Here is a 13980-nt window from a genome sequence, read left to right on the forward strand (position 1 = left end):
AGATGGGTATAAGAGACAGCCTGCGTGGTGACCAGCAGCTTGGCCGCGTCCCATGAGGTCTCCGGCTTGCGCGGGTACGTCACCGGCCGCCGGTTGTCCGGATCGACCAGGGAGAAGTCGGTGGTCTCATTGCCCTGGTACACATCCGGCACCCCCGGCATCATGAGCTGGACGAGCTTGGCCCCCAGCGAGTTCGACATCGCGAAGGGCTCGATCCGCTCGGTGAACTCGCCGATCGGCAGCCGGACGGCCGCCTGCGCGAACTCCCGCAGGCGCCGCTCGTAGGCCGGATCCGGGTTCAGCCAGGAGATGGCGGTCTTGGCCTCCCGCGCGGCCTTCAGCAGGTAGTCCGTGAACCGCTCGGCCGAGATCGGCCAGGCCGCCATGAGGTTCTGCCAGGCCAGGTAGTCCAGGTGAGGATCGAAGGACACCTCCGACGACCACGCGGCCACCGCCGAAGCCCATTCCTCGGGCAGCTCCGACAGCACCGACAGCCGCGCGCGCACGTCCTCCGACCGCTTCGTGTCGTGCGTGGACAGCGTGGTCATCGTGTACGGGAGCAGCTCGGCGCAGAAGTCGTGAAACTCCTCCACCCCCACCCCGAACACGTCCGGCTCGCCCCCCACCTCGTTGAGGCAGGCCAGCGGATACCACCGGTAGAGCGCGGTGTCCTCCACGCCCTTGGCCATGACCGGTCCGCAGGTCTGCTGGAAGCGGACGATCGCCTCGTCCGAGCCGTACAGGACCTTGCGGACGAGCGGCCCCACGGCGGGCGAGCACGCCTCGGCGGCCAGCTCGACGATCTCCACGGACTCCGGCGGCGGCTCCTCGCCCGGCACCACGTACGCACGATAGACCGGCATCGCGGCGAGCAGCTCGCGCACGGCGGCCGGGTCGGCGTCGGCGGCCCTGGCCAGCCGCTTCACCTCCGCCCCGAAGAACAGGTCGAGCACCTCCCGCTTGGCCTGCGCCATGACGGGCCGGTAGTCCTCCGGGCCACCGGTCAGCTCGGTGAACAGGCGGACGAGCGGCTCCTTGCCCGCCGGGTCCACGAACAGGCCGTTGACCCGGTTGAGCACGTCGTAGCCGGTGGTGCCGTCGCAGGCCCAGTCGCCGGGCAGCCGCTCGGGGCCGATGAGGATCTTCTCGACCACGGTCCAGGTCTCGCCCACGCGGGCGCGCAGCCGTTCGAGATAGCCGCGCGGATCGGCCAGCCCGTCGGGGTGATCGACGCGGAGCCCGTCCACCAACCCCTCGTCGAGCAGCCAGAAGATCACCTCGTGCGTGGCGAACAGCACGGACGGGTCCTCGACGCGCAGCCCGATTAACGACGACACGTCGAAGAAGCGCCGGTAGCCGGGCCCCTCCCGCCAGTCGACCAGCCGGTAGTGGCCGGGATGGGGGAAGACGTGCTCGTGGTAGCGCAGCACGTCGCCGTCCACGACCGGCTCGGTGTCGTCGCCGAGCACGGGCAGCGCCACTTTCCCGCCGTCCCACTCGATGTCGAACCAGTGCGCGTACGGCGAGCCGGGCCCGTCCTTCAGCACCGACCAGAACTGGGCGTTGACCGGGTTCATGTGGTTGGGCACGATGTCCACCACGACGCCGAGGTCATGGGCGGCCAGCTGCTGCGCCATCTCCCTGAACCCCGTCGCCCCACCGAACTCCTCCCTGATCCTGGAGTGGTCGATGACGTCGTAGCCGTGCCGCGACTCGGGCGTGGCCTGGAGGATCGGCGACAGGTAGACGTGGCTGACGCCGAGGTCGCGCAGGTAGCCGGCGATCTCGGCGACCTGCGCGAAGCCGAAGTCCGGGGTCAGCTGCACCCGGTAGGTCGAGCTCGGCCTAGACACGACGGAGCACCCGTACGCTGCGGCCCGGCACCGCGATCGCCTCGCCCGCCCGGCACATCCGGGCGTCGAGCCTGATCGGCATGGCCGTGTCGATCTCCGTGTGCCACATCTCGCCGTAGTCCTTGGGGATCTGGAACTTGATCGTGTCGTAGTGGGCGTTGAACAGCAGCAGGAACGAGTCGTCCCTGATCGGCCGGCCACGGCGGTCCGGCTCGGTGATGGCGTCGCCGTTGAGGAAGACGGCCAGCGACTTCGCGTATCCCACGTTCCAGTCGCTGTCGGTCATCTCCTCCCCCGATGGGGTCAGCCAGGCGATGTCACTCAAGCCGCGCACCGGTTTGCCATAGAAGAACCTCCTGCGCCGGAATACCGGATGTTTCTTCCTCAGCTCGGCCAGGCTCTGCGTGAACTCGAGCAGCAGCCAGTTCTCCCTGACGTCCGACCAGTCCACCCAGGTCAGGTCGTTGTCCTGGCAGTAGCCGTTGTTGTTGCCCCGCTGGGTGCGGCCGAGCTCGTCGCCGTGCGAGAGCATCGGCACGCCCTGGGACAGGAAGAGCGTGGTGAGGAAGTTGCGCTTCTGCTGCTCGCGCAGCGACTCGATGTTGATGCCCGCCGGGCCCTCCTCACCGCAGTTCCAGGACCTGTTGTCGTCGGTCCCGTCGCGGTTGCCCTCTTTGTTGGCCTCGTTGTGCTTGTTGTTGTACGAGACGAGGTCCTGCAGGGTGAAGCCGTCGTGACAGGTGACGAAGTTGATCGAGGCGGCGGGCCGGCGGCTGTCGTCCTGGTAGAGGTCGCTCGACCCGGTGAACCTGGACCCGAACTCGGGCAGCGTGGCCGCCTGACCGCGCCACAGGTCGCGGATCGTGTCGCGGTACCGCCCGTTCCACTCCGTCCACCGGGACGGGAAGTTGCCGACCTGGTAGCCGCCGGGACCCACGTCCCACGGCTCGGCGATGAGCTTGACCTGCGACAGCACCGGGTCCTGCTGCACCAGGTCGAAGAACGAGCTCAGCCGGTCGACCTCGTGCAGCTCCCGCGCCAGCGTCGAGGCCAGGTCGAAGCGGAAGCCGTCGACGTGCATCTCGATGACCCAGTAGCGCAGCGAGTCCATGATCATCTGCAGGACGTGCGGCGAGCGCATGAGCAGGCTGTTGCCGGTGCCCGTGGTGTCCATGTAGTAGCGCTTGTCGCCCTCGACCAGCCGGTAGTAGTCGGGGTTGTCGATCCCCCTGAACCCCAGCGTCGGCCCCAGGTGGTTGCCCTCGGCGGTGTGGTTGTAGACGACGTCGAGGATGACCTCGATGCCCGCCTCGTGCAGCCCTCTGACCATGGCCTTGAACTCCAGCACCTGGCCGCCGCGCTGCCCCTGGCTGGAGTAGCGGTTGTGCGGCGCGAAGAACCCGATGGAGTTGTAGCCCCAGTAGTTCGACAGCCCGCGCTGTTCGAGGATGTGGTCGGTGACGAACTGGTGGACGGGCATCAGCTCCAGCGCCGTCACGCCCAGCTTGGTGAGGTGGTCGAGGATCTCGGGGTGGGCGAGCCCCGCGTACGTGCCGCGCAGGTGCCTGGGGATCTTGGGATGGCTGATCGTCAGCCCGCGCACGTGGGCCTCGTAGATCACGGTGTCGTGGTACGGGGTGGCCGGCGGCCGGTCGTGCCCCCAGCCGAAGAACGGGTTGATCACGATCGAGCGCGGCACGTAGGGGGCCGAGTCGGCGTCGTTACGCGTGTCCGGCTGCCCGAACCGGTAGCCGTAGACCGCCTCGTGCCACTTCACGCCGCCCTCGATGGCCATGGCGTACGGGTCGAGCAGCAGCTTGGCCGGGTTGCAGCGCAGCCCGCGCGCCGGGTCGTAGGGCCCGTGGACGCGGTAGCCGTAGCGCTGGCCGGGGCCGATCCCCGGCAGGTAGCCGTGCCAGATGAACCCGTCGACCTCGGAGAGCGAGACCCGGGACTCGACGTTCTCCTCATCGAACAGGCACAGCTCCACCGCGTCGGCAACCTCGGTGTAGAGCGAGAAGTTCGTGCCCGCGCCGTCGTAGGTCGCCCCGAGCGGATAGGGGTCTCCTGGCCAGATCTCGATCATCGAGGCTCCCTTGCGGTCTCTCCCATGTTCTGTTCCCCCGCTCCGCCGGACAAGCCCAGGCCCCATTGATCACTCTGTTCTTCCCACGCTCAGCCGATCATTACCCGCCCATCCGTTTCCGGAGCTCATCCATGGGCTCAACTATGGGCTCAACCATGGGCGCGAACAGGGCGTGAACAGGGATGGGCCGCCTCCGACGGCGCGGTATCGGAGGCGGCCCACACTCCCAGCATGCTCCTCGCCCGTTTGCCGCCGCGGATCCGGGCTACATGCGGATGTCATGGGCGGTTTCAGAAAGTTCTTACTACGCGGCAACATCGTGGAGCTCGCGGTGGCGGTGATCGTCGGCGCCACCTTCAGCGGGCTGGTGCAGGCGCTCGTCGCCGACCTGATCACCCCGTTGATCGGCGCCGTCACCGGCGGGAGGCAGCCGAACTTCGCCAGCTACTCCTTCACCATCAACGGCAGCCAATTCAAGTACGGCGACTTCCTCAACCACCTGCTCACCTTCCTGATCATCGCGGCGGTCGTCTACTGGCTGGTCGTGACTCCCATGTCCCGGCTCATCAGCAGGTTCGAAGGCGACAAGGCGGCCACCACCAAGCAGTGCCCCGAATGCCTCAGCGACATCCCCGTCGAGGCGCGCCGCTGCGCCAGCTGCACGGCCGAGCTCGTCCCGGAATCCGAGAAGCCCACGTAGGTATGTCGGGGATGTGCGGTCCAGGTTTCCGAGTCTTGGGTCACAGTGACGCGCGGCCGGGTTGCCGGTTCGGCAAGATGGACCGATGAGCGTTGAGTTGATGGTCTGGGACGAGCCGGTGCCGATCAGCAGGGACCAGGCCCGGGCGACCTACCTGGCGATCAAGCGGACCGATCCGGTGGCCGGCGGGGAGCCGCCGGAGGTGGCCAAGGAGCTGCCGGGGGACATCACGCTCTATCCGGGTCACGTGCTGGTGAGCATGGACCTGGACAGCATGGACGAGATGTCCGCGCAGGTGTTCACGACCGCGCGGGCGCACGGCCTGGTCTGCTACGACCCGCAGCGCGACCTCGTGCACAACGTGGCGCCGCTGGGCGTCTACGAGGGCATGCAGCTCCACACGGGTGACGGCATGGTCGTGCACGACCCCGACCTCGGGCTCGTGCACGACGTGCTGGCCACCCTGTCGCCACAGAACCCGTTCGTCGCCCTGGTGAACTTCGGCCGGCACTTCCTGCAGGTCTCGCCGGGCTACGAGCTGGAGTACAAAGAGGGCACGCTCGTCCGCGCCCTGGTGTCCGAGCTGGCCGAGGTCCAGAGCGCCTTCAACGAGTACGCCACCGGCGACCGCTCGTTCCTGATCCGGCACGAGTGGAGCCCGCCGGCCTGAGATGGGGCAGGATCATGGGCCATGAGAACCCTGTATCCGCCCATCGAGCCATACGAGTCCGGGCTGCTGGACGTGGGCGACGGCCACCAGATCTACTGGGAGGTCTGCGGCAACCCCGACGGCAAGCCCGCCGTCATGCTGCACGGAGGCCCAGGCGGCGGGTGCACCGCCAAGCAGCGCCGCCAGTGGAACCCCGAGCACTACCGCATCGTCCTGTTCGACCAGCGCAACTGTGGCCGCAGCCTGCCGCACGCCGGTGACCCGGCCACGGATCTGAGCGCCAACACGACCTGGAACCTCGTGGCCGACATGGAGCGGCTGCGCGAGCACCTGGGCATCGAGCGGTGGCAGGTGTTCGGCGGCTCCTGGGGCAGCGCGCTGGCGCTGGCGTACGCGCAGACGCATCCCGAGCGGACGACCGAGCTGGTGCTGCGCGGGATCTTCACGCTGCGGCCCGGGGAGCTGCGCTGGTTCTACCAGGAGGGCACCAGCCACCTGTTCCCCGACGTGTGGGAGTCGTTCGTGGCGCCGATCCCCGAGCAGGAGCGCGGCGACCTCATCGCCGCCTTCCGGCGACGGCTCGAAGGGCCGGACGACGACGCCCGGCTCGCCGCGGCAAAGGCGTGGTCGCAGTGGGAGGCCGCCACGATCACGCTGCTGCCCGACCCCGAGCTCGTCGAGGAGTTCGGGGAGGACAAGATGGCCGTCTGCTTCGCCAGGATCGAGAACCACTACTTCCACCACGGAGGCTGGTTCGAGCCCGAGCAGCTCATCAGGGACGTCGGCCGGATCAGGCACATCCCGGCGGTGATCGTGCAGGGCCGTTACGACGCCTGCACGCCCATGACCACCGCCTGGGACCTGCACCGGGCCTGGCCCGAGGCCGCCTTCCACGTCGTCGACGACGCCGGGCACGCCGCCACGGAGCCGGGCATCGTGGACCGGCTCATCGAGGCGACAGACGGGTTCGCGCCAGGCGTACCGCAGGGGTGACCGCCCCCACCACCAGCAGCGCGAACATCGGCGCGAGCACCAGCCCGAGCAGGAAGCCCACCGCCACGTCGTGCGGATAGTGCACGCCCACGAACACGCGCGAGAACGCCATGACCGCCGCCAGCGGCAGCACCGCCCAGGCCAGGGCACGCCACACCAGCACGAGCGTGGCCGCCGCCCCCGCCGCGATCACCGAGTGGTTGCTGGGGAACGACCAGTCGTCCGGCGGCGGGCAGGCGGCGATCGTCGCCACCCCGCCCCGGCACGGCCGGTCCTCCCTGATGAAGATCTTGATGACCTCGCTCACGACGTACGCGAACACCACACCCGCCGGACCCGCGATCACCAGCGCCAGGTCGCGGGCCGGAGCCCGCCACGCCCTGAACGCGGCGACCCCGAACAGGGCCACGAACAGGAATAACCCGGCGTCGGTGCCGACCTCGGCGAGGGTGTGCAGCCACCCGGGCGTGGTACGGGCGAAGTCGACGATGTCGTAGTACACGCGTGTCCAATCCGTAAATGACGAATGGACACGACCTTACGAACTAAGATCGTCAAGCGCCTCCACCATAAGGTGGAAAGTCGGCAAAACCTCGACCGAACGACTGACCGTCAGGTAAGGAACTGGCTGGCCAGAGCGGCCTGCTTCATCTCCAGCTCGCCCCGGGTGATCAGCCCACGGTCGAACGCCTCGGTGGTGGCGTCGCGCTCGGCGACGTAGAACGCGGCCATGATCTCGCTGCGCAGCGGGGTGAACCCGCGCTCCACGCAGTCGGAGAAGACGGTCACTTTCAGCTCGACGGCGTCCGAGGGGACCGTGCACGCGAGATCGTGCGCCTTGAGCTGCTGAACCGCTTCACGAAGGGTGACAGGACCGAGGGACCCGTTGAAACGGGTGTCAAGAGTGATCTTCACTGTTTTTGCGCCTCCATAGGTTTGCAACGTTCACATGAAGGCCGCGTATTCCCAGCTCAGAGGGGGTATGAGGGCTTTCGTGATCGGAGCGCACGTGATCGTCGGCTACAGCGGGGACCCGGGTGGGCGGGACGCTCTCGCCCTCGGCTCCGCCATCACCCGGGTGACCGGAGGAGAGCTCACCATCGCCACCGTCTACCCGCCGGGCAGCCCGGGGCTGGCGGTCGAGGCGCAGGCCAACCTGGCGCACGCGGCCGAGGAGCTGGGCCAGGCCCCGGCCGAATACCTCACCTACGAGAGCAGAGGGGCGGGCCGCGGCCTGTCGGTGCTGGCCAGCCGGATCAGGGCCGACCTGATCGTGGTCGGCTCGGCCGGCGGCGGGCAGCACGGCCGCATCGCGATCGGCGCCACCTCCGACCACCTGCTCCACCTGTCGTCGGAGGCGGTCATGCTGGCGCCGGCCGGCTACCTGCCGCCCGACGAGCCCGCCCGGCTCACGCTGGCCTACGTGCACAGGCCGCAGTGTGACGCGGCGGTCGAGCAGGTGGCGCAGGCCGCGCTGCGCCTCGACGTGCCGCTCCGGCTGATCACGCTCGACCTGCGCACGGAGGACCAGGGCAAGCTCAGGGACGATCTCGCGCTGGCGGTCCGGCTGGCGTGGGAGAGCACCGGCATCGAGGCCGAGGCCGAGGTGGCGGAGGGCCACGACGTGGCGGCCGCGCTGGCGGACATCGAGTGGCTGCCCGGCGAGCTGCTGGTGTGCGCGGCCAGCGAGGACGCGCAGCCGCACCGGGTCTTCCTCGGCGAGCTGGCCATGAAGGTGCTGCGTGCCTCCGCCTGCCCCGTGACCGTGCTGCCCAGAGGCTTCTCCTAGGCTCTACGGGTGCTCTCCGCCCGTCTGATCGTGATCGCGGTGCTCGCCGCTCTGTCCAGCGTCTACGTCCTGGCCGGGGCCGCGGGCGCGGTGCTCGTCTTCGCGGTGCAGTGCCTGTACACGCTCTGGTCCAGGAAATGGTGGCTGCTGGCCGCGCAGGCCGTGCTCGTCTACTGGGTGACGCTGGGGACGGGCGCGTCCGTGGTGGTGCTCGGCTACCTGGCGGGCTCGCTCCTGGTCACCCGGTTGTGGGCGCTGGCGCCCGGGGTGGTGTTCAGCGCCGTCGTGATCGCGTACGCGCGCGGCGGCGACGTGCTCGTGACGCTCGACCTGGCGATCACGACCGTGCTGATGACGCTGATCGTACCCGGGCTGATCCGGCTGGTCGAGCGGGTGGACGAGATGCACGCCACCCGGCTGGCGCTGGCCGCGGCGGCGGTGGGCGAGGAGCGGCTGCGCATCGCGGCCGAGCTCAGCGACGGCCTCGGCCGCGGCCTGACCCTGATCGGCGCGGGCGCGCGCCGCGCGCTGGCCGTCCCCGCCCGCGCCTCGGAGGTGCTCGGCGAGGTCACCGGCGCCGCGCGCCGATCGCTGGCCGACGCGCGCTCGGCGGCGGCGAGCTACCGCGCGATGTCGCTGGGCCCCGAGCTGACCACCGCCCGCGCCATGCTGGAGGCCGCGGAGGTCGCCGTCGAGGTGCGGGCCGGGCACACCGAGCCGCTGGGGCCCGCGGGCGCGCTGCTCGCCGCGGTGCTGCGGGAGGCCGTCACCGACGTCGTACGCCGCGGCGCCGCCCGGACCTGCCTGATCGAGACCGCCGAGCCGGGCGGCACCGTACGCCTGCGCGTCACCGACGACGGCCGCCGCACGGCCGAGGACGACAGCCTGGACGACCTGCGCGCCCAGGTACGCGCGGCCGGCGGCACGCTGGACGGCCGTCTGTCCGCCGAAGGCCGCTTCACCGTCGAGGCCGTGCTGCCCGCGCCGAACCGCAGGCCCGAGGTCCGCGAGCCGACCGACGTGTCGGTGCTGCTGCTGGCCGCCGTGCTCGTCGGGTTCAGCGTCAAGGGCCTGCTCCACGTACCACCGGGCCTGCTGCTGCCCGCCGCGGCGGTCCTGGCCGCGATCGTGGTCATGCAGCTCAGGTCCGTCACCGGGCGGCACATGGGGGCACTGGCCGTGATGGCCGTGCTCGCCTACGCCCCGATCCCGGTCTTCGGCCCGATCTGGCTGGGCACCCAGGGGTTCCTGGCGGGCCCGGTGCTGCTGGCCTTCCGCCCGCTGCTGGCCTGGCCGCTGGTCGCCGCCATCGTGGCCGGCACGGGCGCGGTCGCCTCGCTGTACGACCTGCCGCCCCAGGAGTGGCTGAACGTCACCGTCAACACCCTGGTGACCGCGCTGGTGGTCTACAGCCTGCTGCGCCTGGCCCAGCTCGCCGAGGAGCTCAAGGCGGCCAGGGAGAGCCTGGCCCGCTCGGCCGTCGTCGAAGAGCGCCTGCGGGCCGCCCGCGACCTGCACGACCTGCTCGGCCACAGCCTGGCGGCCATCCTGCTCAAGTGCGAGCTGGCCCGCCGCCTCCCGCCCGAGCGGTCGAGGGCCGAGCTCGCGGACGTCATCGCGATGGCCGAGCGCGCCGGGCACGACCTGCGCTCGGTCTCCGGCGAGCAGCGCGACCTGTCGCTCGGGGCCGAGGCCGAGTCGGCCGCCTCGGTCCTGCGCGCGGCCCGCGTCGCGGTCACCGCCGAGCTGGCGCACCCGGAGCTCCCCGCCGAGGTCGAGACCGTGCTCAGCACCGTGCTGCGCGAGGCCGTCACGAACATCCTGCGCCACAGCACCGCCCGCCACTGCGCGATCTCGACCTCGGCCGACGGCCGGACGGTCCGCCTGCGCGTCCGCAACGACGGCGCCCGCCGGTCCGAGGCCCGCCGCGGCTCGTCCGGGCTCGGCAACCTGACCACCCGCCTGGCGGCACTCGACGGCCGGCTCACCACGAGCGTCGAGGACGGCTGGTTCCAGCTCGACGCCAGCGTGACGTACGGGGAGGCGCTAGATCCAGCCGGCCTCGGTGGCGATGCGGACGGCGTCGGTGCGGTTACGCGCGTTTAGCTTGGCCACGATGGCCGTGAGGTAGTTGCGCACGGTCCCCGCGGTCAGGTGGAGCCGCGCGGCGACGTCCGTCGCGTCGGCCCCGCCCGCCACCAGCCGCAGCACGTCCGCCTCGCGCGGCGTGAGCGGGTTGTCGGCCAGGTCCCAGGCCGTGACCGCGAGCGCCCCGTCGAGGATCCGCTGGCCTCCGGCGACCTTGCGGATGGCCGCGACCAGCTCCTCCGGCGGCGCGGTCTTCAGCATGAACCCGCCCACCTGCGCCGCCAGCGCCCGCTTGAGATGGCCGGGCTTGCCGTACCCGGTGAGCATGAGCGTGTGGCAGGACGGCACGCGCCCGCGGATCGCGGCGGCGGCCTCCAGCCCGTCCATGGCGCCCGGCATGTCGATGTCCAGGACGGCCACGTCGGGAAGCTCCACGGCGGCCGCGGCGAGCGCGGCCTCGCCCGACTCCACGGCGGCCACGACCTCCAGGTCCGCCTCCAGGTCCAGCAGCGCCGCCAGGGCGCCCCTGATCACCGCCTGGTCTTCGGCCAGCAGTACGCGAATCACGGAGACATGTCTACCAGTGTCCGAATCATGAGGACGTCATGGGTGACCGGTGACGGCGTCTCTGGGCGGCGGGCGCGCAGGTCAGCAGGCTTGGAGACATGACAGACGTGGTGCGGCTGAACGCCGTGAGCAAGGTGTACGGGAAGGGCCAGGGCGCGGTCGCCGCCCTGCGGGAGGTCTCGGCCGGGATCCCGCGCGGCACGTTCACGGCCGTGATGGGGCCGTCGGGCTCGGGCAAGAGCACGTTCCTGCACTGCGCGGCCGGGCTGGACGTGCCCTCGTCCGGCTCGGTCCGGCTCGGCGACACGGAGCTGGCGAACCTCGGCGAGAGCGAGCTCACCGAGCTGCGCAGGCGGCGGGTCGGCTTCGTGTTCCAGGCGTTCAACCTGGTCCCCGCACTCGACGTGGTCGAGAACGTGACCCTCCCGCTCCGGCTGTCAGGCACCCGCGTGGACCAGGGCTGGCTGGCGGAGATCCTGCGCAGGGTCGGCCTCGAAGGGCGCGCGGGTCACCGGCCCGCCCAGCTCTCCGGCGGCCAGCAGCAGCGGGTCGCCATCGCCAGGGCGCTGGTCACCCGGCCCGAGGTGGTGTTCGGCGACGAGCCGACCGGCGCGCTGGACACCATGACCGCGCGCGACGTGCTGCGCCTGCTGCGCGAGGTGGTGGACGGCATGGGCCAGACGGTGGTGATGGTCACCCACGACCCGCTGGCCGCCTCGTACGCCGACACCGTGCTGTTCCTGGCCGACGGCCGGATCGTGGACTCGATGACCGCCCCGACCCCCGAGAAGGTCGCCGAGCGGATGACCGGGCTTGGAGCGTGGAAGTGATGATCGGATTCGCGCTGAAGACGCTGCGCCACCGCAAGGGCGCCTTCGCGGGGGCGTTCGTGGCGCTGCTGTGCGCCGCCGCGCTGGTGTCGGCGTGCCTGATGCTGCTGGAGACCGGGCTGCGCGGGTCGGTCGCCCCCGAGCGGTACGCGGGTGCGCCCGCGATCGTGGCGGCCGACCAGTTCGTCCGCGAGAGCGTCGACAAGGGCGACGGCAAGACCAAGACGAAGGCCAAGCCGCTGACCGAGCGGGCCTGGCTGCCCGGCTCGGTCGTGGCGGCGCTCAAGGGCACGCCCAGCGTGTCGAAGGTGATCACCGAGGTGACGTTCCCGTTCGGGGAGTACACCGGGCACGGGTGGGAGTCGGCCGCGCTGACCCCGTTCACGATCGCCGAGGGGCGGGAGCCGCGCGAAGCCGGCGAGATCGTCGTGGACGCCCGCGCCGGGCTGGCGGTGGGCGCGCGGCTGCGCGGCCACCAGGTCGTGGGCGTCACGGCGCAGGCCCTGCCGAGCCAGGACACCGTGTTCTTCAGCACCGCGGAGGCGCGCCGCCTGGCCGGGCGTCCCGGCCAGGTCAGCGCCGCCGGCGTCTTCCCCGGGCTCGCCGAGGCCCCGGAGGGAGCCGTGCTGTACACCGGTGACGAGCGTGGCCGGCTGGAGTTCCTCGACGCCGAGCAGGCGCGGGTCAAGCTGATCAGCATGGGCGGCGCGCTGGCCGGCACCTCGCTGCTGGTCGCGATCCTCGTGGTGGTGGGCACGTTCGCGCTGTCCATCCAGCAGCGCCAGCGGGAGATCGCCCTGCTGCGGGCCGTGGCCGCGACGCCCAGGCAGGTGCGCGCGCTGGTCGGCGGAGAGGCGCTGCTGGTCGGCGTGGCGGCCGGGGTGCTCGGCTCGGCGGCGGGGCTGGGACTGGGGCTCTGGCTGCACTCGACGTTCGTGGCGCTGGGCGCGACCCCGGCGAACCTGCGGCTGGTCGTCAGCCCGTTCCCCGCCTTCGTGGCGCTGCCGGCCACGGTCGGCGCGGCCTGGGTCGCGGCGCGGGTCTCCGCCCGCCGCCTGGCCCGGATCCGGCCGGTGGAGGCACTCGGCGAGGCCGCGCTGGATCGCGGGCGGCTGCCCTGGCCGCGGCTGGCGGCCGGGCTGGCGGCCGCCGCCGGCGGCGCGGTGCTCACGCTCGTCCTGTCCGGGCTGAGCACCGAGGCCGCGGCCACGCCGGTGACCATGCTGACCGCCCTGGTCTGGACGATCTCCCTCGCGCTGCTCGGCCCGCTGGTCGCCAGGGCCGTGGTGAGGGCGCTCCCCCTGCGCGGCACCGGGGTGAGCGGCTACCTCGCCGCCAGGAGCCTGCGGGCCGCGCCGAAGGGGCTGGCCGCCGTGCTGTCGCCGCTGACCCTGATGGTGGCGATGACGTGCACGATCCTGTTCGCCCAGACCACGGCGGGGCACGCGGCGCAGGAGCAGGCCGACGCGGGCAGCCTGGCCGGCCACGTGCTCCCCGGGGCGGCCGCGTCCGCGTCCGCCGTCGCCAGGGTCCCCGGGGTCGAGGCCGTCACCCCGGTCCTGCGCACCTCGGTCAGGGTCGGCCTGACCAAGTACGCCGCCCAGGCCGTCGCCTACGACCCCCGCACGATCGATCTGGGCGTCGTCAGCGGGTCGATGAAGGGGTTCGGCGCGGGCTCGGTCGCGCTCAGCCGGACGGCGGCCGACGGGCTCGGCCTCGCGGTCGGCGGCCAGGTGCGCCTCACGCTCGGCGACGGCACCCCCGCCACCCTCGGCGTCGCCGCCGTCTACACCCGCGGCCTGGGCTTCGGGGACCTGACCCTCCCCTACGAGCTCGTCGCCGGCCACGTGGACGACCCCGCGGGCACCCTCCTGGTCTCGGCCCCCACGCTGACCGGGGACGCGCTCGCCGCGGCGGTGCCCGGCTCGGTCGTGCTCGACCGGGCCCAGGCCGCCGAGGTCAGCGCGGCGAACCCGCAGGTGACGTTCGTCGCGCTGGGCCTGATCATCGCCTTCACCGCGATCGCCGTGGTCAACACCCTCGCCATGGCCACGTCGGGCCGGTCGAAGGAGCTGGCCGTGCTGCGGCTGGCCGGCACCACCCCGCGTCAGATCCTGCGCATGCTGCGCCTGGAGACGCTCTGCGCGGTGCTGACCGCCGCGGTCGCGGGCACGGCGATCTCGTGGGTGACGCTGTCGGCGTTCGGGGCGGGGATGACGGGGTCGGCCACGCCGTACGTGCCGCCGGTGGCGTACGCGCTGGTGCTCGCCGCGTCGGCCGCCCTGGCCCTGGCCGCCACGGCCCTGCCCGCCCGCCTGGCGCTCAGGACCCGGCCGGCCGACGCGGTCTCCACCGCCTGACCGGGGTCTCCGCCGCCTGACCGGGGTCAGCGGCGGATGACCGG

At 71.6% G+C, this 13980-nt stretch carries 12 protein-coding genes; 7 read left to right on the forward strand and 5 right to left on the reverse strand.

Features of this window, described 5'->3' with window-relative positions; genetic code table 11:
* On the reverse strand, positions 1-1853 hold a 1853-nt coding region (gene treY, locus ETD85_RS27110), incomplete at its 3' end, for a malto-oligosyltrehalose synthase (RefSeq protein WP_138692599.1).
* On the reverse strand, positions 1846-3939 hold the full coding sequence (gene glgX, locus ETD85_RS27115; protein ID WP_138692600.1) for a glycogen debranching protein GlgX: 2094 nt from the start codon (positions 3937-3939) through the stop codon (positions 1846-1848). The genes glgX and treY, both read right to left, overlap by 8 nt.
* Before the next feature lie 280 nt (positions 3940-4219).
* Here glgX and mscL point away from each other — a divergent pair, with 280 nt between their 5' ends.
* The 3 genes from mscL (at position 4220) to pip (ending at position 6302) form a co-directional block, all read left to right on the forward strand.
* Complete coding sequence (gene mscL / locus ETD85_RS27120; protein ID WP_138692601.1) at positions 4220-4639, forward strand: large conductance mechanosensitive channel protein MscL; 420 nt, start codon at positions 4220-4222, stop codon at positions 4637-4639.
* Between the two features lie 85 nt (positions 4640-4724).
* Positions 4725-5309 carry a hypothetical protein gene (locus ETD85_RS27125; protein ID WP_240779449.1) on the forward strand — a complete coding sequence of 195 codons (585 nt, stop codon included), beginning with the start codon at positions 4725-4727 and terminating at the stop codon, positions 5307-5309.
* 21 nt (positions 5310-5330) lie between these two features.
* Positions 5331-6302 carry a prolyl aminopeptidase gene (gene pip / locus ETD85_RS27130; RefSeq protein ID WP_138692602.1) on the forward strand — a complete coding sequence of 324 codons (972 nt, stop codon included), beginning with the start codon at positions 5331-5333 and terminating at the stop codon, positions 6300-6302.
* On the opposite strand, the gene ETD85_RS27135 is transcribed toward pip, so the two are convergent.
* Both ETD85_RS27135 and ETD85_RS27140 read right to left on the reverse strand, forming a co-directional pair.
* The gene (locus ETD85_RS27135; RefSeq protein ID WP_138692603.1) at positions 6256-6804 is read right to left on the reverse strand and encodes a phosphatase PAP2 family protein; all 549 of its coding nucleotides are present in this window, start codon (positions 6802-6804) and stop codon (positions 6256-6258) included. The two genes, pip and ETD85_RS27135, sit on opposite strands and share 47 nt — an antisense overlap.
* Positions 6805-6914: 110 nt before the next feature.
* A complete protein-coding gene (locus ETD85_RS27140) occupies positions 6915-7217 on the reverse strand; it encodes a hypothetical protein (RefSeq protein ID WP_138692604.1) in 303 nt (100 codons plus the stop codon).
* Between the two features lie 79 nt (positions 7218-7296).
* On the opposite strand from ETD85_RS27140, the gene ETD85_RS27145 reads away from it, so the two are divergent.
* Positions 7297-8091, forward strand: a complete 795-nt coding sequence (locus ETD85_RS27145) for a universal stress protein (protein ID WP_240779450.1) — start codon at positions 7297-7299, stop codon at positions 8089-8091.
* Between the two features lie 9 nt (positions 8092-8100).
* The gene (locus tag ETD85_RS27150) at positions 8101-10197 is read left to right on the forward strand and encodes a sensor histidine kinase (protein WP_206058614.1); all 2097 of its coding nucleotides are present in this window, start codon (positions 8101-8103) and stop codon (positions 10195-10197) included.
* Here the strand turns inward: ETD85_RS27150 and ETD85_RS27155 are convergent.
* On the reverse strand, positions 10138-10746 hold the full coding sequence (locus ETD85_RS27155) for a response regulator transcription factor (RefSeq protein WP_138692605.1): 609 nt from the start codon (positions 10744-10746) through the stop codon (positions 10138-10140). The genes ETD85_RS27150 and ETD85_RS27155 overlap by 60 nt on opposite strands.
* Positions 10747-10844: 98 nt before the next feature.
* On the opposite strand from ETD85_RS27155, the gene ETD85_RS27160 reads away from it, so the two are divergent.
* Entirely contained in the window at positions 10845-11576 is a 732-nt protein-coding gene (locus ETD85_RS27160; RefSeq protein WP_170246857.1) for an ABC transporter ATP-binding protein, read from the forward strand.
* Positions 11576-13936 carry an ABC transporter permease gene (locus tag ETD85_RS27165; protein WP_138692627.1) on the forward strand — a complete coding sequence of 787 codons (2361 nt, stop codon included), beginning with the start codon at positions 11576-11578 and terminating at the stop codon, positions 13934-13936. Before ETD85_RS27160 ends, ETD85_RS27165 begins: the two co-directional genes overlap by 1 nt.
* Positions 13937-13980: the final 44 nt, after the last annotated feature.

Source organism: Nonomuraea zeae (assembly GCF_005889725.1).
GTDB classification, from domain to species: Bacteria; Actinomycetota; Actinomycetes; order Streptosporangiales; family Streptosporangiaceae; genus Nonomuraea; species Nonomuraea zeae.

Bases quoted from the DNA above. Each gene is read 5' to 3' on its own strand.
- ETD85_RS27165 (WP_138692627.1), top strand. From the start codon at position 11,576: ATGATCGGATTCGCGCTGAAGACGCTGCGCCACCGCAAGGGCGCCTTC.
- pip (WP_138692602.1), top strand. From the start codon at position 5,331: ATGAGAACCCTGTATCCGCCCATCGAGCCATACGAGTCCGGGCTGCTG.
- glgX (WP_138692600.1), bottom strand. From the start codon at position 3,939: ATGATCGAGATCTGGCCAGGAGACCCCTATCCGCTCGGGGCGACCTAC.
- ETD85_RS27125 (WP_240779449.1), top strand. From the start codon at position 4,725: ATGAGCGTTGAGTTGATGGTCTGGGACGAGCCGGTGCCGATCAGCAGG.
- ETD85_RS27160 (WP_170246857.1), top strand. From the start codon at position 10,845: ATGACAGACGTGGTGCGGCTGAACGCCGTGAGCAAGGTGTACGGGAAG.
- mscL (WP_138692601.1), top strand. From the start codon at position 4,220: ATGGGCGGTTTCAGAAAGTTCTTACTACGCGGCAACATCGTGGAGCTC.